Source organism: Siccibacter colletis (assembly GCF_025914095.1).
Lineage (GTDB): Bacteria > Pseudomonadota > Gammaproteobacteria > Enterobacterales > Enterobacteriaceae > Siccibacter > Siccibacter colletis.
Map to the genome: position 1 here is coordinate 747,992 of NZ_CP074352.1, position 24,489 is coordinate 772,480.

The 24,489-nt window shown below is 59.3% G+C and carries 19 protein-coding genes; 8 read left to right on the top strand and 11 right to left on the bottom strand.

Going from position 1 to position 24,489, the window contains the following annotated elements; translation table 11 throughout:
* Positions 1–76: 76 nt before the first annotated feature.
* Positions 77–2,437, top strand: a complete 2,361-nt coding sequence (locus tag KFZ77_RS03670; RefSeq protein ID WP_264385469.1) for a membrane-bound PQQ-dependent dehydrogenase, glucose/quinate/shikimate family — start codon at positions 77–79, stop codon at positions 2,435–2,437.
* Positions 2,438–2,618: 181 nt separating this feature from the next.
* Here KFZ77_RS03670 and KFZ77_RS03675 read toward each other — a convergent pair whose 3' ends face one another.
* Positions 2,619–5,015: a glucose/quinate/shikimate family membrane-bound PQQ-dependent dehydrogenase gene (locus KFZ77_RS03675; RefSeq protein WP_264385470.1), complete on the bottom strand. Its 2,397-nt coding sequence runs from the start codon at positions 5,013–5,015 to the stop codon at positions 2,619–2,621.
* A gap of 205 nt (positions 5,016–5,220) precedes the next feature.
* Here KFZ77_RS03675 and hpt point away from each other — a divergent pair, with 205 nt between their 5' ends.
* Positions 5,221–5,757, top strand: coding sequence for a hypoxanthine phosphoribosyltransferase (gene hpt / locus KFZ77_RS03680; protein WP_031518508.1), 537 nt, complete (start codon positions 5,221–5,223; stop codon positions 5,755–5,757).
* Between the two features lie 51 nt (positions 5,758–5,808).
* Here the strand turns inward: hpt and can are convergent, their stop codons facing one another.
* Entirely contained in the window at positions 5,809–6,471 is a 663-nt protein-coding gene (can, locus tag KFZ77_RS03685) for a carbonate dehydratase (RefSeq protein ID WP_031518507.1), read from the bottom strand.
* Between the two features lie 109 nt (positions 6,472–6,580).
* Between can and KFZ77_RS03690 the strand changes: the two genes are divergently transcribed.
* The 3 genes from KFZ77_RS03690 to KFZ77_RS03700 all read left to right on the top strand — a co-directional run bounded on the left by KFZ77_RS03690 (position 6,581) and on the right by KFZ77_RS03700 (position 9,657).
* A complete protein-coding gene (locus KFZ77_RS03690) occupies positions 6,581–7,507 on the top strand; it encodes an ABC transporter ATP-binding protein (RefSeq protein WP_031518506.1) in 927 nt (308 codons plus the stop codon).
* Positions 7,504–8,274: an ABC transporter permease gene (locus KFZ77_RS03695; RefSeq protein ID WP_031518505.1), complete on the top strand. Its 771-nt coding sequence runs from the start codon at positions 7,504–7,506 to the stop codon at positions 8,272–8,274. The genes KFZ77_RS03690 and KFZ77_RS03695 overlap by 4 nt, the downstream gene beginning before the upstream one ends.
* Before the next feature lie 135 nt (positions 8,275–8,409).
* Entirely contained in the window at positions 8,410–9,657 is a 1,248-nt protein-coding gene (locus KFZ77_RS03700) for a polysaccharide deacetylase family protein (RefSeq protein WP_031518504.1), read from the top strand.
* Positions 9,658–9,721: 64 nt separating this feature from the next.
* Here KFZ77_RS03700 and panD read toward each other — a convergent pair whose 3' ends face one another.
* The 9 genes from panD to thpR all read right to left on the bottom strand — a co-directional run bounded on the left by panD (position 9,722) and on the right by thpR (position 16,863).
* Positions 9,722–10,102 carry an aspartate 1-decarboxylase gene (panD, locus tag KFZ77_RS03705; RefSeq protein ID WP_264385471.1) on the bottom strand — a complete coding sequence of 127 codons (381 nt, stop codon included), beginning with the start codon at positions 10,100–10,102 and terminating at the stop codon, positions 9,722–9,724.
* Positions 10,103–10,292: 190 nt separating this feature from the next.
* Complete coding sequence (panC, locus tag KFZ77_RS03710) at positions 10,293–11,147, bottom strand: pantoate--beta-alanine ligase (protein ID WP_031518502.1); 855 nt, start codon at positions 11,145–11,147, stop codon at positions 10,293–10,295.
* Between the two features lie 23 nt (positions 11,148–11,170).
* Positions 11,171–11,965: a 3-methyl-2-oxobutanoate hydroxymethyltransferase gene (gene panB, locus KFZ77_RS03715; protein WP_031518500.1), complete on the bottom strand. Its 795-nt coding sequence runs from the start codon at positions 11,963–11,965 to the stop codon at positions 11,171–11,173.
* Between the two features lie 134 nt (positions 11,966–12,099).
* Positions 12,100–12,579, bottom strand: a complete 480-nt coding sequence (gene folK / locus KFZ77_RS03720) for a 2-amino-4-hydroxy-6-hydroxymethyldihydropteridine diphosphokinase (protein WP_264385472.1) — start codon at positions 12,577–12,579, stop codon at positions 12,100–12,102.
* Positions 12,576–13,970 carry a polynucleotide adenylyltransferase PcnB gene (pcnB, locus tag KFZ77_RS03725; RefSeq protein WP_236633804.1) on the bottom strand — a complete coding sequence of 465 codons (1,395 nt, stop codon included), beginning with the start codon at positions 13,968–13,970 and terminating at the stop codon, positions 12,576–12,578. Before pcnB ends, folK begins: the two co-directional genes overlap by 4 nt.
* 55 nt (positions 13,971–14,025) lie before the next feature.
* The gene (gene gluQRS / locus KFZ77_RS03730; protein ID WP_264385473.1) at positions 14,026–14,925 is read right to left on the bottom strand and encodes a tRNA glutamyl-Q(34) synthetase GluQRS; all 900 of its coding nucleotides are present in this window, start codon (positions 14,923–14,925) and stop codon (positions 14,026–14,028) included.
* Positions 14,926–14,988: 63 nt separating this feature from the next.
* The gene (gene dksA / locus KFZ77_RS03735; protein ID WP_012016093.1) at positions 14,989–15,444 is read right to left on the bottom strand and encodes an RNA polymerase-binding protein DksA; all 456 of its coding nucleotides are present in this window, start codon (positions 15,442–15,444) and stop codon (positions 14,989–14,991) included.
* Between the two features lie 178 nt (positions 15,445–15,622).
* Positions 15,623–16,327, bottom strand: coding sequence for a DNA/RNA nuclease SfsA (gene sfsA / locus KFZ77_RS03740; protein WP_264385474.1), 705 nt, complete (start codon positions 16,325–16,327; stop codon positions 15,623–15,625).
* Positions 16,327–16,863 carry an RNA 2',3'-cyclic phosphodiesterase gene (gene thpR / locus KFZ77_RS03745; RefSeq protein WP_264385475.1) on the bottom strand — a complete coding sequence of 179 codons (537 nt, stop codon included), beginning with the start codon at positions 16,861–16,863 and terminating at the stop codon, positions 16,327–16,329. The genes sfsA and thpR overlap by 1 nt, the downstream gene beginning before the upstream one ends.
* 72 nt (positions 16,864–16,935) lie before the next feature.
* Between thpR and hrpB the strand changes: the two genes are divergently transcribed.
* The 3 genes from hrpB (at position 16,936) to fhuA (ending at position 24,454) form a co-directional block, all read left to right on the top strand.
* The gene (gene hrpB, locus KFZ77_RS03750) at positions 16,936–19,374 is read left to right on the top strand and encodes an ATP-dependent helicase HrpB (protein ID WP_264385476.1); all 2,439 of its coding nucleotides are present in this window, start codon (positions 16,936–16,938) and stop codon (positions 19,372–19,374) included.
* Between the two features lie 106 nt (positions 19,375–19,480).
* A complete protein-coding gene (mrcB, locus tag KFZ77_RS03755; RefSeq protein ID WP_264385477.1) occupies positions 19,481–22,018 on the top strand; it encodes a bifunctional glycosyl transferase/transpeptidase in 2,538 nt (845 codons plus the stop codon).
* Between the two features lie 258 nt (positions 22,019–22,276).
* Positions 22,277–24,454 (top strand): ferrichrome porin FhuA, encoded by a 2,178-nt coding sequence (fhuA, locus tag KFZ77_RS03760; protein WP_264385478.1) that lies wholly within the window; start codon positions 22,277–22,279, stop codon positions 24,452–24,454.
* Positions 24,455–24,489 lie beyond the last annotated feature (35 nt).

Consider the following 24,489-nt stretch of genomic DNA (forward strand, 5'->3'; position numbering starts at 1 on the left):
TCGTTCTGAGTTGTGACGGACGTATCATAATTTCGTAATTTTTTGTGAACGTTATGTAAACTTATATGGGATGACGATGATTACTAAAATAACCAGCGTAGTGGTTGCCTTGCTCGGCATCGCGCTGCTGCTCATGGGAGGGCAGCTGCTGTTTGCTGGCGGCAGTCCTTTCTATGCGCTAATGGCCATTGGCCTGCTTATTACCGCATTTTTACTGTTCCGCAATAAACGCAGCGCCCTGAGCCTCTACGCCGTACTGATGTGGATTACCCTGGCGTGGATAATCTGGGAAGTCGGCTTCGACAAATGGCAGTGGATCCCGCGCGGCGACCTCTTTGGCGTGATTGGCCTCTGGCTGGCTCTGCCCTGGACCGTGCGCGCCCTGACCCACAACGAGCGTCGCTTCCATCCGTTCCTCGGCACTACCGTCGCGGTGATGATCCTGCTGGTGGCCGGACTGAGCTTCTACGATCCGATTCCTGAGAAAGGCACCATCAGCAATCCGCGTGTCGCCTCTGAGGCTGCGGTCGCCGGTAACGACTGGACTGCCTACGGCGGGACCACCAACGGCCTGCGCTTCTCCTCCCTGAAGCAGATCACCAACCAGAACGTGAAGGACCTGGAAGTTGCCTGGACCTACCACACCGGTGATGTGCGTCAGGACGGCGACGCCAGCGAGTACACCTTCGAAGCCACGCCGCTGAAAGCCAACGGCATGCTCTACTTCTGTACGCCGCATAACGAAGTTCACGCTCTCGACCCGGAAACCGGGGCGGTGAAATGGAAACACGTGCCGGAAAAAGATCGTTCTAACCTGCAGCAGCACCAGACCTGCCGCGGCGTGAGCTACTTCGACAGCGCGGCGGCTGGTGCAGAAACCGCACCTGCGGAGCCTGCCCTGTGCCGCAAACGTATTTTCAACGCCACCACCGATGCGAAACTGGTTGCGCTTGATGCAGATACCGGCAAGTTCTGCGCCGATTTCGGTAACAACGGTGTGGTTGATCTGCATGCCAATATGGGTGAAGTCCGCCCGCATGCGCTGATGCAGACCGCTGCTCCGCTGGTCGCCGGTAATCTGGTGATCGTCGGCGGTTCGGTGATGGATAACGGTTTCAACAGCGGCAACCCGTCAGGCGTTATTCGCGCTTACGACGCGGTAACGGGCCGTCTGGTGTGGAACTTCGATCCGGCTACCCCGGAAAACACCCAGCCGATTGCGGCTGATAAGAACTACCCGTACGACACGCCGGTTGCCTGGGGCACGCTGAGCGCCGATATGAAAAACGGCCTGGTGTATGTGCCGTTTGGCAACGCGTCCCCGGACGAGCTGGGCATCGAGCGTGACGCCAACAGCAACACCGAAAAGTTCCGTGATGCGCTGGTGGCGCTGGATCTGAAAACCGGGGCCTTCAAATGGCGCTATCAGAGTTCAAATCATGACCTCTGGGACCGCGATAACCCGTCTCAGCCGTCACTGCTCGACATCGACTATCAGGGCAACAAACAGCCGGTGGTGGTGCTTCCGACCAAAACCGGTAACCTGTTTGTGCTCAACCGCCTGACGGGCGAACCGGTTTATCCGGTAAACCAGGTGCCGGTCTCCACCGAAGGCGGCGTGCCGGGCGAGAAATTTGCCCCGACGCAGCCGGTGTCCAGCCTGAACTTCATTCCGCAGCCGCTGACCGAGAAGTCAATGTGGGGCATCACGCCGTTCGATCAGATGGCCTGTCGTCTCGACTTCAAAAATCTGCGCTATGACGGCAACCCGTGGACGCCTGCCACTGAAAAAGGCGCGATTGTCTTCCCGGGTAACATTGGCGTGTTTAACTGGGGTTCTGTGGCTATCGATCCGGAGCGTCAGCTGCTGATCGCCTCGCCGGTACGTCTGGCGTATAAATACACGCTGATCAAGCGTACTCCGGAAACCGCCACGGCACGCACCTTCACCAAAGACGGCGACCCGTACTGGAACGAAAACTTCCACGGCGATTACGCGATTCACATCCAGCAGCTGGCCTCCAGCCTGGGCATTCCGTGTATCGCGCCGCCGTGGGGTCGTATGGTGGGTGTTGACCTGAAAACCGGTAAAACCGAGTGGCTGCGCCGCGTCGGGACTACCAAAAACCTCAACACCAGCTTCCTGCCGGGTCGTTTCCCGATTGGCTTCCCGATGGGCATGGTCGCTCACGGTGGACCGCTGGTCACTGCCGGTGATGTTGTCTTCCACGGCGCGACAGCGGATAACTTCTTCCGCGTCTATGACAGCAGCACCGGTGAACTGCTGTGGCAGACCGAGCTGAGCGCGGGCGCGCAGGCCACGCCGTCCTCCTTTATGGGGAAAGACGGTAAGCAGTACGTGGTGATCGCCGCTGGCGGCCACGGCTCGCTGGGGACGAAAGCCGGTGACAGCGTGGTTGCGTTCCGCCTGAAATAATCTGTACGATGCCGCTGCCTGACGGCAGCACGCGCGAAAGCCTCATCATTCAGTGATGAGGCTTTTTTTATGGGGCAGGGGAGGCAAACGGCGGGCAAAAAAAAAGCGGCCTTCAGAGAAGGCCGCGGGTCGCGTACTGATAATGTCCGCTTAACATTCGTTTAGCGGACGGGCGTACGGTTTACTTCGCGTCATCCGGCAGGGCATAGGCAACAATGTAGTCGCCCATTTTGGTGCCGAACGAACCGTGACCGCCGGCAGCAATCAGCACGTACTGTTTGCCGTTGGCTTCATAGGTCATCGGCGTGGCCTGGCCACCAGCCGGCAGACGCGCTTCCCACAGTTTCTCACCGTTGGTCATATTGAAGGCGCGCAGATAGTTGTCTGCGGTTGCGCCGATGAACATCACGTTACCTGCGGTAGAGATCGGGCCGCCCAGCATCGGCATACCCATATTGAACGGAACCGGGAACGGCATCGGGAACGGCATGCTGTCGCGCGGCGTACCGATACGTTTTTTCCAGACGATCTTGTGGGTTTTCAGATCCAGCGCGGAGATGTAACCCCATGCTGGCTGCTTACACGGCAGACCAAACGGTGACAGGAACGGGTTCAGCGTCACGCCATACGGCACACCGTACTGCGGCTGAATGCCCGCTTCGGTGCCAGAGCCTTTCGCGTCTTTCGGCTGCTCCATCGGGTTACCCGGACCGCGTGGGATCAGTTTTGACACAAACGGCAGCGCCATCGGGTTGGCAATCGCCACCTGACGGTTCGGATCGACGGAGATACCGCCCCATTCGAACATGCCGAGGTTACCCGGGAACACCAGCGTGCCCTGCTCGGACGGCGGAGTGAAGATACCTTCGTAGCGCAGGCTGTGGAACATCACGCGGCACACCAGCTGGTCGAACATGGTGGCGCCCCACATATCCGCACCGGAGAGATCCTCTTTCGGACGGAAGCTCAGGTCAGAGAACGGCTGGGTCGGGGTGACGTAGTCGCCTTTCGCCGCGCCCTGCGGAACCGGTTTTTCCGGTGCCGGAACCACCAGCTTACCGTCGCGACGGTCGAGGACGAAGATGTTGCCGGTTTTGGTCGGCACATAGACGACCGGCACCTGGTTACCGTTTTTGTCGGTAATGTCGGTCAGGGTCGGCTGCGACGGCAGGTCCATATCCCACAGATCGTGGTGGACGGTCTGATAGGCCCAGGCCAGCTTACCGGTGGTCGCATTCAGCGCGATGATGGAACTCGCGTAGCGCTCCTGCTCCGGCGTGCGGTTGCCGCCCCAGATATCCGGCGTGGTCACACCCATCGGCAGATACACCAGGTCCAGCTTCGCGTCATACGCCGCCGGTGCCCAGGAGTTCGGGGAGTTCGGCGTAAAGTGATGCTCATCCGCCGGGATGGCATTCGGGTCTTTCGCACCCGGATCGAAGGCCCACAGCAGTTCGCCAGTGTTCACGTCGAAACCACGGATTACGCCTGACGGCTCGCGGGTAGAGAAGTTATCCGTTACCGCACCGGCAATCACGATGGTTTTATCGGTGATAATCGGCGGGGACGTCGGCTCGTACATGCCCGGCGTGGTGACCGGCATGTTGGTCTGCAGGTTGAGAATGCCTTTGTTGGCGAAGGACTCACACAGCTTGCCGTTGTCGGCGTTGATGGCAAACAGACGGCCATCGTTCACCGGCAGAATAATACGGCGCGGGCAGTTAGCTACCACATCCGGATTGGCATTCTGCGCCGTCGCTTCGTGGTAAGAGACGCCACGGCAGGTCAGATGCTGGAACGACGGGTCGGCTTTCAGCTGCGGGTCGAAGTGCCACTTCTCTTTCCCGGTCGCGGCATCAAGCGCAAAGACGCGCTGGTGTGCGGTACACAGGAACAGGGTGTCGCCGACTTTAATCGGCGTGACTTCGTTGGTGATCTCACCCGGGTCGGTCGGCAGCTTCAGATCGCCGGTGCGGAAGGTCCAGGCTTCTTTCAGCTGGCCGACGTTCTCGGTGTTGATCTGCTTAAGTGGCGAGTAGCGCTGGCCTTCCTGGGTGCGGCCATAGGCCGGCCAGTCACCATCAGCAATCGGCGGGGCGCTGCTGACGGCGGCGGTCGCATCGGTACGCAGCGTGCCGTTGATCTCCTGCGGGTCGTTGAAGCCGGCCCAGAACAGAATCACGGCGCTGACGATCAGCGAAACCAACAGGGCAGGCACGGCGCGGGCAGAAGGCACGCGCAGCTTGCGCCAGACGAACGGCAGCACCAGCCAGACACCGAAGAACACCAGTACGTCACAGCGCGGCGTCAGCGCCCAGAAGTCGAAGCCGACTTCCCAGACGCCCCACAGCATGGTGCCAAGCAGTACGGCAGCATACAGCCACAGCGCGGCTGCTTTGCCTTTCCACAGCAGCCAGGCCACGCCGAGCATTAAAATACCCGCGATGGGGTAATACCATGAGCCACCAATTGCCACCAGCCAGACACCGCCGATTAGCAAATAGAGCCCACACAGAGCTGCAAACAGTGCGCTAATTTTGACGACTAGCGACTGTTTTTCCGGTTTATTTTCCGCCATAAAGACACTCTTTTAACGTTGTTAATTTTTTGATAGCAAGTAATTATAGTTATTAACAAGTGTGATCTTAATCACAAAAAGAGCTTTTTGTGCTAAATCGCCAGATAAAAGGTTTTGCTGATATACTCTCGTGCTCAGGTTTTGAGACCCGCCGCCGTTGCGCTGCAGCTCAGAAAAATACATTTTTATTCAGACGGTTAGCTATATGAAACATACTGTTGATGTGATGATCCCGGAAGCCGAAATCAAAGCGCGCATCGCCGCGTTGGGAAAAGAGATCACGGAGCGTTATCGCGATAGCGGCAGCGATATGGTGCTGGTGGGGCTGCTGCGCGGCTCCTTTATGTTTATGGCCGACCTGTGTCGTGAAGTGCAGGTGCCGCACGAGGTCGATTTCATGACCGCCTCCAGCTACGGCAGCGGTATGTCATCCACCCGCGACGTTAAAATCCTGAAGGATCTCGACGAAGATATCCGCGGCAAGGACGTGCTGATCGTCGAAGACATCATCGACTCCGGCAACACCCTGTCGAAAGTGCGCGAGATCCTCAGCCTGCGTGAGCCGAAATCTCTGGCTATCTGCACGCTGCTCGATAAACCCTCGCGTCGCGAAGTGAACGTGAATGTGGAGTACGTCGGTTTCTCGATCCCGGACGAGTTCGTGGTGGGCTATGGCATTGACTATGCCCAGCGCTATCGTCACCTGCCGTTCATCGGCAAAGTGGTGCCGCTGGCGGAGTAAACGTCAGGCGTAAAAAAAGGGGCCGCGGCCCCTTTTTCTGTTGCTACAGCCTTATTTGTGGCTGGAGTGCGTCTGCTGAATATTGCCGATACCACTGCGATAGCGCTGCTCCAGCGTCTCGCGGTCGGTCGCCGTAACCTGCAGGTCGCGCAGCAGACCGTCGTGAATACCGTAGGCCCAGCCGTGGATGGTCACGTTCTGGCCGCGTTTCCACGCCGACTGCATGATGGTGGAGTGGCCGAGGTTATACACCTGCTCCATTACGTTCAGCTCGCACAGGGTGTCGAGACGTTTTTCCTGCGGGAGTTCGCTCAGCAGTGAGCTATGTTTGAACCAGATGTCGCGAATGTGCAGCAGCCAGTTGTTGATAAGGCCCAGCTCCGGGTTCTCAACCGCTGCCTGTACGCCGCCGCAGCCGTAGTGACCGCAGATGATGATGTGCTCAACTTCCAGCACGTCCACCGCATACTGAACCACCGACAGGCAATTAAGATCCGTATGGATAACAAGGTTTGCCACATTTCGGTGTACAAAGAGTTCACCAGGCTCAAGGCCGGTCAGACGTTCGGCCGGAACGCGGCTGTCGGAGCAACCAATCCACAGAAAGCGTGGTTTTTGTGCCTGAGAGAGACGTTCAAAAAATCCCGGATCTTCTTCCACCAGCAGTTTGGACCAGACCTGATTATTACTGATGAGCGTTTCGATGTCTTTCATGAAGGTGTTAACAACCTGTAACCTGATTAGTGCGTTGCGCTAATATAGGTCAACTCCATTTATTTTTAAACCACACAACAATTGTGCGAACAAGGTAAGCGAACAATCCATGACAATAGCACTGGAACTTGAACAGCTTAAAAAGACCTACACCGGCGGCGTTCAGGCGTTGCGCGGTATTGACCTGCAGGTCGAAGCCGGGGACTTCTATGCCCTGCTGGGGCCAAACGGTGCCGGGAAATCCACCACCATCGGTATTATCAGCTCGCTGGTGAATAAAACCTCTGGCCGGGTGCGGGTGTTTGGGCACGATCTGGAAAAAGACGTGGTCAATGCCAAACGTCAGCTCGGGCTGGTGCCGCAGGAGTTTAACTTCAACCCGTTTGAGACCGTGCAGCAGATCGTCGTCAACCAGGCGGGCTACTACGGCGTGGAGCGTCGTGAAGCAGTTGCGCGCAGCGAAAAATACCTTAAACAGCTCGATCTGTGGGGAAAGCGCAATGAACGTGCGCGAATGTTATCAGGCGGCATGAAGCGTCGTCTGATGATTGCCCGGGCGCTGATGCACGAACCAAAACTGCTGATCCTTGATGAACCGACCGCCGGGGTGGACATCGAACTGCGCCGCTCCATGTGGAGCTTCCTGAAGGATCTGAACGACAAAGGCACCACCATTATCCTCACCACCCACTATCTGGAAGAAGCTGAAATGCTGTGCCGCAACATCGGCATCATTCAGCACGGTGAACTGGTGGAAAACACCTCGATGAAATCACTGCTGGCGAAGCTGAAATCGGAGACCTTCATCCTCGATCTGGCAGCGAAAAGCCCGCTGCCAAAGCTGGAAGGCTATCAGTATCGTCTGGTGGATACCTCTACGCTTGAAGTGGAAGTGATGCGCGAGCAGGGCATTAACAGCGTGTTCAGCCAGCTGAGCGCGCAGGGAGTACAGGTATTGAGTATGCGTAACAAAGCGAACCGCCTCGAAGAGCTGTTCGTCACGCTGGTACATGAGAAAGCAGGAGACCAGGCATGATGCAGCTTTACTGGGTAGCGTTGAAAAGCATCTGGGCGAAAGAGATCAACCGCTTTATGCGTATCTGGATCCAGACCCTGGTGCCGCCGGTGATCACCATGACGCTTTACTTCATCATCTTCGGCAACCTGATTGGCTCGCGCATCGGCGAGATGCACGGCTTCAGCTATATGCAGTTCATCGTGCCGGGCCTGATCATGATGGCGGTGATCACTAACGCCTACGCGAACGTGGCCTCATCATTCTTCAGCGCCAAATTCCAGCGCAACATTGAAGAGCTGCTGGTGGCTCCGGTGCCGACCCATGTAATCATCACCGGCTACGTCGGCGGCGGTGTGGCGCGCGGGCTGTGCGTGGGCATTCTGGTGACGGCGATTTCACTGTTCTTTGTGCCGTTCCACGTCCACTCCTGGCTGTTCGTCGGTCTGACGCTGCTGCTGACCGCGGTGCTGTTCTCGCTGGCCGGTCTGCTGAATGCGGTATTTGCCAAAACCTTCGATGACATCAGCCTGATCCCGACCTTTGTGCTGACGCCGCTAACCTACCTCGGCGGGGTGTTCTATTCGCTGTCGCTGCTGCCGCCGTTCTGGCAGGCGCTGTCGCACCTCAACCCCATCGTTTACATGATCAGCGGCTTCCGCTACGGCTTCCTCGGTATCAACGACGTACCGCTGGTGACCACCGTTGGCGTTCTGGTGGTGTTCATCGTCGCGTTTTATGCGCTGTGCTGGTACCTGATCCAGCGCGGACGCGGCCTGCGCAGCTAATGCTCCCTGACTCCCTCGGCCAGACGTTTGTCCGGCAGAGGGAGTGTTTTCTTCTGTCGTACGCAAATTAACCGTTGGTATTGATGACGGTTTTGTTAAAATGCGCCTCCGGTTCACTTCCCTGATTATCCCGCTATGTTAACGCGCCTCTTTCTCTGCCTGTTGTTGCTGACAACGGGTGTCGCTCACGCCAGCCTGCTCAGTCGGGAAGGGCTTACCGCACAGTATATGCAGACCACCGAAGACGCCGATATCTGGGCCCAGGTGGGCAACCGGGTCATTACCGTCGGGAAAATCGAAGAGGGGCAAATTGTGGCGGTGGTGCCGACGGCGGCGGACTACTACGAGTTTCGCTTCGGTTTTGGCACCGGTTTTATCGATAAAGATCATCTCGGCCCGGTAGCCGGTAAACAGCGCGTGGAAGACCGGCTGGGGGATCTCAACAAACCGCTCAGTAACCAGAACCTGGTGACGCACCAGGATACGCCGGTGTACAACGCGCCGGACAGCGGCAGTGCACCGTTTGGCGTGCTGGCGGATAACCTGCGCTACCCCATCATCGGCAAACAGAAAGATCGTCTGAACCAGACCTGGTATCAGGTGCGCATTGGTAACCGTCTGGCGTACATCAGTAGCCTCGATGCACAGCAGGACAGCGGCCTGCCGGTGCTGACCTATCATCACATTCTGCAGGATGATGAGAACACCCGGTTCCGTCACACCTCAACCACCACCTCGGTTCGCGCCTTCAGCAACCAGATGACCTGGCTGCGCGATATGGGGTACACCACCCTGAGCATGTACCAGCTTGAGGGCTACGTGCGTAACCGCATGAACCTTCCGGCGCGGGCCGTGGTGATCACCTTTGATGACGGGCTGAAGTCGGTGAGCCGCTACGCTTACCCGGTGCTCAAACAGTACGGCTTCACCGCCACGGCGTTTATTATCTCCTCGCGCATCAAAGCGCATCCGCAGAAGTGGGACCCGACGTCGCTGCAGTTTATGAGCATCTCCGAGCTGAAAAGTATTCAGGACGTGTTTGACGTGCAGTCGCACACCCACTTTCTGCATCGCACCGATCGCCCCTGGCATCCGGTGCTGCTGACACGCAGCTATCACAATATCCTGTTTGACTTCGAGCGCTCGCGGCGCGCGCTGTCCCAGTTCAATCCGCACGTGCTCTACCTCTCTTACCCGTTCGGTGGCTATGACGACAAAGCGGTAAAGGCGGCGAACGATGCGGGGTTCCACCTGGCGGTGACTACCGTGAAAGGCAAAGTGAAGCCGGGGGATAACCCGTTCCTGCTGAAACGGCTCTACATTCTGCGCGAGGACTCGCTGGAGACGATGGCGAAGCTTATCAGTAACCAGCCGCAGGGCTAGCAGGCATAAAAAAACCCGGGCAGCATGGCTGTCCGGGTCTGGCAGAGGCGGTGCGGTGAAGCGGTCAGGCGACCTGCACCGGAACTGCTTTGGCGGTGCGCTTCATGTCATTATTGGCATCGAAGTAGGCCACTTTCGGCTGCCACTGGCGCGCCTGTTCATCCGGCATGGTGACGTAGCTGGCGATGATCAGGATATCGCCGACGTCTGCGCAGTGCGCCGCGGCACCGTTCACAGAAATGATTTTCGAACCGCGTTCACCGGCAATGGCGTAGGTGGAAAAGCGCTTGCCGTTGGTGACGTTATAGATATCGATGGCTTCGTATTCCAGAATACCTGCCGCCTCAAGGAAATCCTGGTCGATGGCGCAGGAACCTTCGTAATGCAAGTCTGCCTGCGTCACGCTGACGCGGTGGAGCTTGCCTTGCAGCATTGTGCGAATCATAGTCTGAACCTTAGTGACGAAATACAATCCGAGAGGGGCCGCTGCCCGCTCCGCTTCGTTCATCCCTGCTGCGATACCTGATTTGACCATCAGGCTATCGTCCCCCGCATGTCCACAGGCCGGGAGGCAACGGCGCGCTGAACCCGGCGCGCGCCGGGCTCAGCAGTATTGCCTGAAATAATCGGGCTGTCTAGCGGGGTAACTCAACGCTCATATTGTCGATAAGACGCGCCTGGCCCAGCCAGGCGGCCATCAGGATCACCGCGCGTTTGCTCTCCGGCGTCAGCGCGCCGAGGGTAGCGGCATCGCGAATATGGATTTCATCGGTACGAAAGCCCTGCTCGTCCAGCACCAGCGTCGCGGTGGCAATAAGCTCTTCTTCATCGCACACGCCAGCGGCCAGCCGGGCGGCAATGTCATGCATCACTTTATTCAGCCCCGGCGCGATTTTGCGCTGCTCGCTGGTGAGATAACCGTTGCGCGAGCTGAGCGCCAGGCCGTCTTTGGCACGCACGGTCGGTACGCCGACGATCTCAATGTCGTAGCCCATATCCGCCACCATTTTGCGGATCAGCGCCAGCTGCTGGTAATCCTTTTCGCCGAAGCAGGCGAGGTCGGGCTGCACCAGGTTAAACAGTTTGCTGACGATGGTCGACACGCCGCGGAAGTGGCCCGGACGGCTCGCGCCCTCCAGAATGGTTGAAATGCCCGGTACGTCCACAAAGGTCTGCTCGTCGGTGCCTTTCGGGTAGACGTCTTCCGGGGCAGGGGAGAACACCAGATCCACTTTGCGCTTGTTCAGCTTCTCGCAGTCTTCCTGCAGGGTACGCGGGTAGCGCGCCAGGTCATCAGCGCGGTCGAACTGCATCGGGTTGACGAAGATACTCACCACCACCACATCGGCACGGGCTTTCGCTTCTTCCACCAGCGTCATATGCCCGTCGTGCAGGTTGCCCATGGTCGGCACCAGCGCAATACGTTTCCCTTCCAGGCGCATCCGACGGATGTGCTGGCGCAGCAGGGGTAAGGTTTCGATAATCAGCACAATGATTGCTCCCTGGACCTGAGTTAGTGAAAACTGTGTTCGTCGCCCGGATAGGCACCGGACTCCACTTCTGCCACGTACTGGCGCACGGCCGCGCGCATATCGTCGGCCCCTGAAAGGAAATTCTTAGCGAATTTCGGGATATGTCCACCGGTAATGCCAAACGCGTCGTGCATGACCAGAATCTGGCCATCGGTAACGTTGCCCGCACCGATGCCAATCACCGGAATGCTCAGCGCCTCGGTGATACGCTGCGCCAGCGCGACCGGCACGCACTCCAGCACCATCAGCTGCGCGCCGGCGGCTTCCAGCGCCAGAGCGTCGTCCAGCAGCGTCTGCGCCGCCACGTCATCGCGGCCCTGCACTTTATAGCCGCCAAAAATGTTGACCGACTGCGGCGTCAGGCCGAGATGACCACACACCGGCACCGCGCGCTCGGTCAGCATACGCACGGTATCCACCAGCCAGCGGCCGCCTTCAATCTTGACCATGTTAGCCCCGGCGCGCATCACCGCCGCCGCGTTCTCAAACGCCTGTTCCGGCGTACCGTAGGCCATAAACGGCAGATCCGAGAGCAGCAGGCAGGCTGGCGCGCCGCGGCGTACCGCGCGGGTGTGATAGATGATGTCGTCCACGGTCACCGGCAGGGTGGAGTCGTGGCCCTGAACCGTCATTCCCAGCGAATCGCCCACCAGCATGACGTTGATGCCCTCTTCGGCAAAAAGCTTCGCAAAGCTGTAGTCATAGGCGGTGATGGTCGCGAAACGCTGCTTTTGCTCTTTGCGTTTGCGCAGCCAGGAAAGGGTGGTTGGTTTCATAACAGCTCCGAAAGCCAGGGGTTTGGGGCATTCTAATGACCTGCACCCCTCGAAACAATAATTTAAGGCGCTGGCAGCACAGGCTGTTGAAACATAAACCGAACAGGGCGGAAAAGGATAAAACCGGGGGGTAGCTACCAGCGGGCGGGTGCAGGAACGTTAAGGGCGTCGAGCCGGGCCTGCAGCGTGGTGCCGTCGGGGAAACGCAGCGCCGGGGCGATCTCAGACAGCGGCCAGAGCATAAAGCCGCGATTATGCATGTCGTAATGCGGCACCGTCAGGCGCGGCGTCGCGATGGTGTGATTACCAAACAGCATGATGTCGAGATCGAGGGTGCGCGGCCCCCAGCGTTCGGCTTTGCGCTCGCGGCCCTGCTGTAGCTCAATGCGCTGGGTGTGATCCAGCAGCGTTTCGGCATCCAGCTGGGTATTCAGCGCCACGGCGGCATTGAGGTAATCGGGCTGATCCTGCGGGCCGAGCGGCGGGGTGCGGTAGAACGATGAAACCGCAACCACCTCGCTGTCGGGAAGCTGACGCAGCGCGTCGAGCGCTGCGTTAACCTGCGCCAGCGGCGAGGCGAGATTGCTGCCGATGGCGATATAGACGAGGGTCATGCGTTTTCGCGGCGCGGTGCGCGACGACGTGGACGGCGCGGGCGACGGCGGGCAGCCGGCTCGTCATCCAGATCGTTCAGCATATCTTTCTGATGCGGCGGCGCGGCCACCTGGAATTCGCCCCACCACTGGGTAAGACGCTGCAGCTCGCCGTTGTTTTCGGCTTCGGCACGCAGGGCCATCAGATCGTAGGCAGCGCGGAACTTCGGATGCTCCATCAGCTTCCAGGCGCGTTTACCCTGACGACGCGACATGCGCAGCTGCAATACCCAGATATCGCGGATAAGCGTGGTAATGCGTTTCGGGATCGCCAGCGAGCGGCAGGCTTCGTCCAGCACATCGTTCATCGCCAGCGCGAACGCATCCTGCCAGGCCAGACCGCCTTCCTGCGCGATACGCTGCGCGGTTTCCATCTGCGGATACCAGAACATCGCCGCAAACAGGAATGCCGGGTTAACGCGCATGTCATTGTGAATGCGGTTGTCGGTATTCTTCAGCACCTGAACGATGATACGTTCCATCGGGCTGTCGCCCTGCTCGGTAAAGTTGCGGGTGATGAGTGGGAACAGCGGCTGGAAGAGATGGCATTCGCGCAGCAGCAGATACGTTTTATAACCGTAACCGGCCTGCAGCAGCTTCAGCGACTCTTCAAACAGACGGGCCGGCGGCACGTCGTTGATAAGGGTTGCCAGACGCGGGATCGGCTCGGCGGTTTCCGGGCTGATGCGCATATCGAGCTTGGCAGCAAAGCGCACGGCGCGCAGCATGCGTACCGGATCTTCACGGTAGCGGGTTTCCGGATCGCCGATCAGGCGGATCACGCCCTGCTCAAGATCGTTCATCGCCCCGACGTAATCGCGCACCGTAAAGTCGGCTACGCTGTAGTAGAGGCTGTTGATGGTGAAATCGCGGCGCTGCGCATCTTCTTCGATGGAACCGAAGATGTTATCGCGCAGCAGCATGCCGTTCTGGCCGCGCTGGGAAGTGTTGCGATCGTTGGCGGTCTCTTCGTGATGACCGCGGAAGGTCGCCACTTCGATGATCTCCGGACCGAACATCACGTGAGCCAGACGGAAGCGACGCCCCACCAGACGACAGTTGCGGAACAGCTTACGCACCTGATCCGGCGTGGCGTTGGTGGTGATATCGAAATCTTTCGGTTTTTTGCCAAGCAGCAGGTCGCGGACGCCGCCGCCTACGAGATAGGCCTCATAGCCCGCCTTATTAAGGCGGTAGAGCACCTTGAGGGCATTTTCACTGATATCTTTGCGAGAGATGGCGTGTTGTTCGCGCGGGACGATAGTAATTTGTGGCCGGGCTTGCGGCTCGTCAACCACGGCTTCCTCGCGGGTTAGCACCTTACGGCAAAAATTAGCGACTCGGGTAAAAATAGTACACCTCGGTAGTGTCAGACTCTCGGGACAAAAAACAGCGGCTAATCATAGCTCACAGCGGCGCGTTTGAGAATGCCGGATTCACCGGCGCTTCATCAGGAATAGTTTCAGGACGCCAGTGCGCTACCGCGCGGGCCAGCAGATCCTCCAGCGAGAGATCTTGCCACTCCTTAGTTACCCTCTGGTTTAAAAAATGTAAAGCATTGATTATTATCGGCCGCGGGTCGCCAGTCGGCAGGCCCGGGGCATGATTTTGTTTGGAAAGCTTATTGCCGTCGGCGGTGAGCGCCAGCGGCAGATGAACGTAGCGCGGCACCGGCCAGCCAAACTGCTGGTAAAGCGCGATCTGGCGCACCGTGGGTTCTATCAGATCCGCACCGCGCACAATCTCCGTTACGCCCTGAAAATGGTCGTCCACTACCACTGCCAGATTATAGGCAAACAGCCCGTCGCGGCGGTGGATGATGAAGTCTTCGCGTGCCAGCGCCTCATTGACGCGGATCTCGCCGCGCAATTCGTCCTGAAAACTCAGTACCGGCTGCTGCTGCACCAGGCGCACGGCGGCGTTTTCCGGGCCGTGGCCGAGGGTGCGGCAGTGGCCGTCGTAGTAGCCGCCGAGCTGCTGGATACGGCTGCGGGTACAGGTGCAGTAGTAGCTCTTACCGTGACTACGCAGCCAGGCCAGCGCCTCGCGATAGGCATCGTGGCGTTGCGACTGCCACAGCACCTCGCCATCCCAGTGCAGGCCATAATGTTCCAGCTGGCGCAGAATCGTCGCTGCGGCACCGGGAACTTCACGGGGGGGATCGATATCTTCAATGCGCACCAGCCAGGTACCGCGCTGCGCGCGCGCCTGCAGATAGCTGCCGAGGGCGGCAATCAGCGAGCCGAAATGGAGTTCACCGGAAGGCGAGGGGGCAAAGCGCCCTGTATAGGGTTGGGAAGCGGTCATGGTGGTCTTTAAAAAAACAAGGCGGGAGAAGCTCCCGCCGTGTGGTTACCTGCGCGTGCTGAATCAGCCCGCCATCTGTTTTTCGCGGATTTCCGCCAGCGTTTTGCAATCGATGCAAAGATCGGCGGTCGGACGCGCTTCGAGACGGCGAATACCGATTTCGACGCCGCAGGATTCGCAGAAGCCAAAGTCTTCGTCTTCCACTTTCTTGAGCGTTTTCTCGATCTTTTTGATCAGCTTACGCTCGCGGTCGCGGTTACGCAGTTCGAGGCTGAATTCCTCTTCCTGAGCAGCACGGTCCACCGGATCGGGGAAGTTTGCCGCTTCATCCTGCATGTGTGTGACGGTGCGGTCTACTTCATCCCTGAGCTGATTACGCCATGCTTCAAGAATACGCTTGAAGTGCGAGAGCTGGGCTTCATTCATATACTCTTCGCCCGGTTTCTCCTGATATGGCTCCACCCCAGCGATGGCCAGAATACTCAGGGACGATGTTTTACGGTTTTGCCCTTCTTGCATGTTGATTCTCCTTAACACGCACTATCGATCCCCATGTCGGGGGAAAAATCAGGCCGCTATAAATAGCAGAAGCTTTTCAGGATAGCAATTAACTAAACGTTACGCTTGACAACCCTGTGAGGAAAAGCTTATTCGCGCAAGCGGTCGACTAAAAAATCATCATTGCCAAAACTGTGGTTCACAGACGGACAGGTAGTGGCATCGTCAGACTCATGTTATCGGCAGAAACTGTAGCTTTATAAGCAATAATTTCCACCCCCTTTTGCTGTGCATCGTGCAGTAGCTGCGCGTAGATCGGATCGATGTGGCGGGCGGGGGCGACGTGGGCGATGGCGGTGTGTAATACCGCGAAAAGCAATACGGCGCGATCTCCCTGGGCAACCACGCTCATCAGCTCCCGCAGATGCTTCTGACCACGCGCAGTCACCGCGTCCGGAAAGTAACCGTTTCCCTGTTCTGAGAGCGTTACCGATTTCACTTCAATATAGCAGTTAACCCGGTTCTCCGCCTGGAGCATAAAGTCAATGCGGCTGCGCTCTGCGCCGTATTTTACTTCGCGCAACACGCGCTCGTAGCCCTGTAATTCCGGCAGGCGCTGCGCCTCCAGCGCCTCACGCACCAGGGTATTGGCACGCAGGGTATTGACGCAAATAACATCCCCGGCGCGGGTCTGGGTCAGCTCCCAGGTATGCGGGTATTTGCGGGTCGCCACGCTGGACGTGGAGTACCAGACGGTATCTCCCGGCGTGGCGCAGCCGGTCATGGCGCCGGTATTGGGGCAGTGCAGCGTCAGCTCCACGCCTTCAGGCGTCACCACATCGGCAAGAAAACGTTTATAGCGTTTGATCAGCGTGGCGGGAGCGAGTGGGGGCGTGAACTCCATTACAATTCCTTTTTAAGTGCGAAACGCTGTAGCGGCTGATAGCGGGTGCGGCCCTGTTCAACGCGGGATGCGTACAGCACAAACTCTGTGATGCGGCACTCCCAGCTAAAGCCCGGCGCGGGTAGGCGCAGCGCGCTGTCGGTCTGGCGCAGCAGGGTGATATGCGGATGAAACGGCTGCGGGCTTTGCCAGCAACCGCTGCGGGCCGCCTGGGCGCGCAGCAGGGCAGCAAGCTGCAACAGCCCGCGCGGCGGCTGGCGTGAACCCAGAAACGCCACCCGCGAGCGTGGCCACTGCCCGGCATCGTCAAGGCGCAGGGTAAAGCCCGGCTGGCTGATGCGTCCGGCCAGATCCGTCAGCGCCTGCTGTTTCTCCGCGCTCACCTCGCCGAGGAACGCCAGCGTCATATGCAGATTCGCGGCGGCAACAGGCTTTCCCGCCTCGGGTGAGAAGTGCGTCGCCCGCCAGCGAACGATCTCCTGCTGCAGCGTCTTCGGCAGCTCCAGCGCAAAAAAGAGTCGGTTAAGGTGTGACATGCGGTTACTCGGTAAAGGTTTGCCGGGATGCTACAATGCCCGCCTTTCAATGTTAACCCTCTGGAGCTATTTGTGTCGTCATTGCCGGTTGCCACCATCCTCCCCGAACTGCTTGCAGCGCTGAAATCCTCGCCGCAGGTGCTGCTGAACGCGCCGACCGGGGCGGGGAAATCAACCTGGCTGCCGCTACAGATCCTGCGCGATGGCAATATTGACGGGCGCATCCTGCTGCTGGAGCCGCGGCGGCTGGCAGCACGCAACGTGGCGCAGCGGCTGGCGGAGCTGCTGGGTGAAAAACCGGGTGAGACCGTGGGCTACCGTATGCGCGGCCAGACCTGCATCGGACCAGCCACCCGGCTGGAAGTGGTCACCGAGGGGATCATGACGCGCATGATCCAGCAGGATCCGGAGCTGACCGGTGTGGGTCTGGTGATCCTTGATGAATTCCACGAGCGCAGCCTGCAGGCGGACCTCGCCCTGGCGCTGCTGCTCGACGTGCAGCAGGGGCTGCGTGACGACCTGACGCTGCTGATTATGTCGGCGACGCTGGATAATGAGCGCCTGCAGCGCCTGCTGCCCGGGGCACCGGTTATCGTCTCGGAAGGCCGTTCGTTTCCGGTGGCGCGCCGTTACGCCGCGCTGCCCGCTCATCAGCGTTTCGATGAGGCCGTCGCCATTGCGACCGCCGCGTTGCTGCGCGAGGAGCCCGGTTCGCTGCTGCTGTTTCTGCCAGGCGTCGGCGAGATCCAGCGCGTGCAGGAGCAGCTTAAAGAGCGGGTGGCGGAAGATGTGCTGCTGTGCCCACTCTACGGCGCGCTGCCGCTTAACGAGCAGCGCAACGCCATTCTTCCCGCGCCCGAAGGCTATCGCAAAGTGGTGCTGGCGACCAACATCGCCGAAACCAGCCTTACCATCGAAGGTATTCGTCTGGTGGTGGACAGCGCCCAGGAGCGCGTCGCGCGCTTCGACCCGCGCACCGGCCTGACGCGGCTTGTCACCCAGCGCATCAGCCAGGCCTCCATGACCCAGCGTGCGGGCCGCGCCGGACGCCTTTCCCCCGGTCTTTGTCTGCACCTTATCGGCAAAGAGCAGGCCGAGCGCGCCGCCGCGCAGAGCGACGCGGAAATCATGCAGTCCGATCTCTCCGGACTGCTGCTCGACGTGCTGCAGTGGGGGTGCCAGCCCGACGCGCTGACCTGGCTTGACGCCCCGCCGGAGGCTAATCTGCGGGCGGCGCAAGCGCTGTTAACCCGGCTCGGCGCGCTGGAGGACGGACGGCTGACCGCGCTCGGCCAGCAGATCGCGCAGCCGGGGAACGATCCGCGCCTCGCGGCAATGCTGGTAGCGGCGAAAAACGCCGATGAGCAGGCCACGGCGGCGCGGCTGGTTGCGATGCTGGAGGAGCCGCCGCGTGGCGCAGGCAGCGATCTCGCCAGTGCCTTTACCCGTGCGCATCCCGCCTGGCAGCAGCGCAGCCAGCAGCTGCTTAACCGTATACAAAGCAAAGGCGGCACGCCGGATATCCGGCTGGCTCCGGCGCTGCTGGCGCAGGCGTTCAGCGATCGCATCGCCCGGCGGCGCGGCAGCGGCGGGCGCTATCAGCTGGCTAACGGCATGGGGGCGATGCTGGATGACGACGACGCCCTGAGCCGCCACGAGTGGCTGATCGTCCCGCTGCTGTTGCAGGGCAGCACCAGCCCGGACGCGCGCATTTTGCAGGGGCTGGCGCTGGATATCGACGATCTGCTGGCCCGCTGTCCGCAGCTGGCCCGCCAGCGCGAGGTGGTGGAGTGGGACGACGCCCAGGGGACCCTGAAAGCGCTGCGCCGCACCCAGCTTGGCGAGCTGGTCATCAGCGTCAGGCCGCTGGCGAAGCCTTCCGAAGAGGAGCTGCACCGCGCCATGCTGAACGGCATTCGCGAAAAAGGCCTTGATGCGCTTAACTGGAGTCCTGCCGCAGAGCAGCTACGCTTACGTCTCGCCTGTGCCGCGCGCTGGTTGCCGGAGTATGCCTGGCCAGCGGTGGATGAGGCGTCGTTGCTGGACTCGCTGGAGCGGTGGCTGCTGCCGGAGATGAACGGCGTACACTCCCTGCGCGCGTTACGCACTATCGATCTGGCGCGGGCGCTGCTGCACCTGCTCGACTGGCCATTACGTCAACGGCTGGATAGTGCGCTGCCAACTCATTACACTGTGCCGACCGGAAGCCGGATAGCGATCCGCTACCATGAAGAGAACCCGCCCGCGCTGGCGGTGCGGATGCAGGAGATGTTTGGCGAAGCCGCTACCCCGACGATTGCCGACGGGCGCGTCCCGCTGGTGCTGGAGCTGCTTTCCCCCGCCCAGCGGCCGCTGCAAATCACCCGCGACCTGAGTGCTTTCTGGAACGGGGCGTACCGCGAGGTACAGAAAGAGATGAAAGGGCGCTATCCGAAACACGTCTGGCCGGACGATCCGGCTACGGCGGCGCCGACGACGCGTACGCGAAAATACAGCAATCCCTCATCATAATGAGACGAGCCACCGCTGCGGTGACTTTGAGAGATTTCTACTTTCCCCTCTGCGGGCGAGAGATAAAAATCGGGCCTTTGCGCCTGAACTTTGTTGGAGAATGAGCATGGCGGGGAATGACCGCGAACCTATCGGACGTAAAGGCAAGCCTGCACGTCCGGCAAAGCAAAAGGTGAGCCGTCGTCTCAGGGACGATGAGCGCGACGACTATGAGAATGATGATTATGACGATGGAGAACCGATGCCGCGCAAGGTAAAAGGCAAAGGGCGCAAGTCCGGCAACGGTAAGGGCCGCAAGTGGCTGTGGCTGCTGCTGAAGCTGTTTATCGTCTTTGTGGTGCTGTTCGCAGCCTACGGCGTTTACCTTGATCAGCAGATCCGCAGCCGTATCGACGGCAAGGTCTGGCAGCTGCCGGCCGCGGTGTATGGCCGTATGGTGAACCTTGAGCCGGACATGGCGTACAGCAAGCAGGAGATGGTGAAGCTGCTGGAAGCGACGCAGTACCGCGAAGTGACCCGCATGACGCGCCCCGGCGAATTTACCGTCAAGGGCAACAGCATCGAGATGATCCGCCGTCCGTTTGATTTCCCGGACAGCAAAGAAGGGCAGGTACGCGCTCGTCTGGTGTTTGACGGCAACCGCCTGGAATCCATCGAGAACATGGACAGCAACCGCCAGTTCGGTTTCTTCCGTCTCGATCCGCGCCTGATCACCATGCTCTCTTCGCCAAACGGCGAGCAGCGCCTGTTCGTGCCGCGTACCGGTTTCCCGGATCTGCTGGTCGATACGCTGGTGGCGACCGAAGACCGTCACTTCTACGAGCACGACGGGATTTCGGTATGGTCGATTGGCCGTGCGGTGGTGGCGAACCTGACCGCGGGCCGTGCGGTGCAGGGCGGCAGTACCCTGACGCAGCAGCTGGTGAAAAACCTGTTCCTCACCAACAAACGTACCCTGTGGCGTAAAGCCAATGAGGCCTATATGGCGCTCATTATGGATGCGCGCTACAGCAAAGACCGCATTCTGGAGCTGTACCTCAACGAGGTGTATCTCGGCCAGAGCGGCGACGATCAGATCCGCGGCTTCCCGCTGGCGAGCCTCTACTACTTTGGCCGCCCGGTGGAAGAGCTGAGCCTCGATCAACAGGCGCTGCTGGTTGGTATGGTAAAAGGCGCATCGCTCTACAACCCGTGGCGTAATCCGAAGCTGGCGCTGGAGCGTCGTAACCTGGTGCTGCGCCTGCTGCAGGAGCAGAAGGTCATCGACCAGGAGCTGTACGACATGCTGAGCGCGCGTCCGCTGGGCGTGCAGCCGCGTGGCGGGGTGATTTCACCGCAGCCGGCGTTTATGCAGATGGTGCGTCAGGAGCTGCAGACGCAGCTCGGCGACAAAGTCAAAGATCTCTCCGGCGTGAAGATCTTCACCACCTTTGACTCCGTGGCGCAGGACGCCGCTGAGAAAGCGGCAAGTGAAGGTATTCCGGCGCTGATCAAACAGCGCAAGCTGAAGGATCTGGAGACCGCGATGGTGGTGGTGGACCGCTTCACCGGTGAAGTCCGCGCTATGGTCGGCGGGGCTAACCCGCAGTTCGCCGGCTACAACCGCGCGATGCAGGCGCGCCGCTCGATTGGCTCGCTGGCGAAACCGGCAACCTATCTCACCGCCCTGAGCCAGCCGAACCAGTACCGTCTCAACACCTGGATTGCCGATGCGCCGCTCTCGCTGCGCCAGCCAAACGGCCAGGTGTGGTCGCCGCAGAACGACGATCGTCGCTTCAGTGGCCAGGTGATGCTGGTGGACGCTCTTGCCCGTTCAATGAACGTGCCGACGGTTAACCTCGGCCTGTCGCTGGGACTGCCGGCGGTCACCGAAACCTGGACCAAACTTGGCGTACCAAAAAATCAGCTGCGTCCGGTGCCGGCGATGCTGCTGGGTGCCCTTAACCTGACGCCGGTGGAAGTGGCGCAGGCGTTCCAGACCATCGCCAGCGGCGGTAATCGCGCGCCGATGTCGGCGCTGCGCTCCGTGATTGCTGAAGACGGTTCGGTGCTGTTCCAGAGTTTCCCGCAGGCGGAGCGTGCGGTACCAGCTCAGGCGGCTTACCTGACGCTCTACACCATGCAACAGGTGATTCAGCGCGGTACCGGTCGCCAGCTTGCTGCGAAGTATCCGCAGCTGCATCTGGCCGGCAAAACCGGGACCACCAACAATCAGGTTGATACCTGGTTTGCCGGGATCGATGGCCGTGAAGTGGTGATCACCTGGGTGGGCCGCGACAACAACCAGCCGACGAAGCTGTACGGTGCCAGCGGTGCGATGGCTATCTATCAGCGTTACCTGGCGAACCAGTCGCCCATCCCGCTGGAGCTGACGCCGCCGGAAGATATCGTTGATATGTCGGTGGATGACGCTGGTTACTTCCAGTGCATGGGCGGCGGCACCCGCGTGCTGCCGGTCTGGACCCGCGATCCGGATGCGCTGTGCCAGCAGAGCATGCAGTCTCAGCAGCAGCAGTCCGGCAACCCGTTTGCCCAGACGCCGCAGGAGCAGCAGGCACCGGCGCAGCAGCAGCAACAGCCGCAGCAGGAAGAGAAAAGCGACGGCGTTGCCGGCTGGATCAAAGACATGTTTGGCAGCAACTAATTGTTGCCTTACACAATGCAGAAAGGCGGCCTCAGGTCGCCTTTCTTATTTTTATCTGACGGCGTTTCCCTGACGCAAATTCGCGGTGCAGGAAAGCGTCATAATCGCCTTGCTGTTCATCTGGTTATTTCTTACCCCCTCAACGCCGCCAGGCCGCGTACTGCTTGCTAAGCGTACAGCGTTTCGAATATTATCCACCCGCATAATAATAATTCTCGTTTACGTTATCATTCGTCACTTTCACTCAGAGAAATTACAATGGCGCGTTCAAATTCTGCTCAGCCAGTTAACACCTCACTGTGCAAACTTGCGGTACTTGTTGCTGCCGCAACCGGCAGCCTCTCCGCCACCGCCTGGGCGGCGCAGACTACACAGAAAGAAGATACTATCGTGGTTTCTGCGGCAGCCCCGCAGGAAAGCGCCTGGGGCCCGGCACCGACCATCGCGGCCAAACGCTCCGCCACCGCTACCAAAACCGACACCCCGATCGAAAAGACCCCGCAGTCGGTGTCGGTGGTGACCAACGAAGAGATGCAAATCCGTCAGCCCTCTTCGGTAAAAGAAGCGCTGGGCTATACGCCGGGCGTAGTGGTCAGTAACCGTGGCGCATCCACTACTTACGACTTCGTCAGCATCCGTGGCTTTACCTCCGTCGGCCTGAGCCAGAATAACTATCTGGACGGCATGAAGCTGCAGGGGAACTTCTATAACGACGCGGTGATCGATCCGTACATGCTTGAGCGCGTTGAACTGATGCGCGGCCCGACTTCCGTCCTGTACGGAAAGAGCAACCCGGGCGGTATCATCTCTATGGTGAGTAAGCGTCCAACCACGGAACCGCTGAAAGAAGTGCAGTTCAAAATGGGCACTGACAACCTTTACCAGACTGGTTTTGATTTCAGTGATGCTCTGGATGATAACGGTGAGTTTTCCTACCGTCTGACCGGTATCGCGCGTTCTAACGATCAGCAGCAGGAGCATGCGCAGCAGAAACGCTATGCCATTGCGCCATCCTTCTCCTGGCGTCCGAGCGACAAAACCAATTTCACCGTCCTCTCTTACTTCCAGAACGAGCCGGAAACCGGTTATTACGGCTGGCTGCCGAAAGAGGGGACCGTCGAGAAGCTGCCAAACGGCAAGCGTCTGCACCCTGATTTCAGCGAAGCTGCGAAGAACAATACTTATTCCCGCAATCAGAAAATGGTCGGCTACAGTTTTGACCATGAGTTCGATGACACCTTCACCGTGCGTCAGAACCTGCGCTTCGCAGAGATGAAAACGGCGCAGAAGAGCGTGTATGGCACGGGTATTCAGGCCGATGGACATACGCTTAATCGCGGGACCATCGTCGATAATGAACGTCTGCAAAACTTCAGCGTTGATACTCAGCTACAGAGTAAATTCGCCACGGGCGACGTCGATCACACCTTACTGACCGGTGTCGATTACATGCGTATGCGTAACGATATCAACGCTACCTTTGGCAGCGCCCCGGCTATCGATCTTTATGGCTCTTATACCCCGGTAGACTTCGAGTTCGGTGGCGCAGATCCGTACCAGCTCAATGAAACCGAGCAGACCGGCATCTACGTACAGGATCAGGCCGAGTGGGATAAATGGGTGTTCACGCTGGGGGGGCGCTATGACTGGTCTCAGCAGGGCACTACCGTTCGTGCTGACGGCGGCTCCATCGAACGTAATGATCATCAGTTCACCTGGCGTGGCGGTGTGAACTACCTGTTCGACAACGGTATCTCGCCATACGTGAGCTACAGCCAGTCTTTCGAGCCGAACGCATTTGACCTCTACAGCACTCCGCGTATGGCATTTGCGCCATCTAAAGGTGAGCAGTACGAAGCGGGCGTGAAGTATGTGCCGAAAGATATGCCGGTTGTGCTTACCGCCGCGGTATATGAGCTGACAAAAACCAATACCCTGACCACCAGCCCGACCGATGCTACGCAGCAGGTACCGTCAGGCGAAGTGCGTTCACGCGGTGTGGAGCTGGAAGCCAAAGCGGCACTCAATGCGAATATCAACGTGACGGCGTCTTATACCTATATCGATGCTGAATACACCAAAGATACCAACCTGAAAGGCAATAAAGTCGAGCAGGTGCCGCGTAACATGGGATCTCTGTGGGGCGATTACACCTTTAACGCAGGTCCATTGTCTGGCCTGACGCTGGGCACCGGCGGTCGCTTCATTGGTTCAAGCTATGGCGACCCGGCTAACAGCTTCAAAGTAGGCAGTGCCGCAGTAATGGACGCAGTGGTGAAATACGACCTGGCGCGCTTGGGCATGGCTGGTTCCAGCATCGCGCTTAATGTAAATAACCTTCTGGACCGTGAGTACGTTTCCAGCTGCTTCCAGACCTATGGCTGCTTCTGGGGCGCAGAGCGTCAGGTTGTGGCAACCGCCACCTTCCGTTTCTAATTCGTTTTCGGGCACGGTTCGCCGTGCCCTTTTAC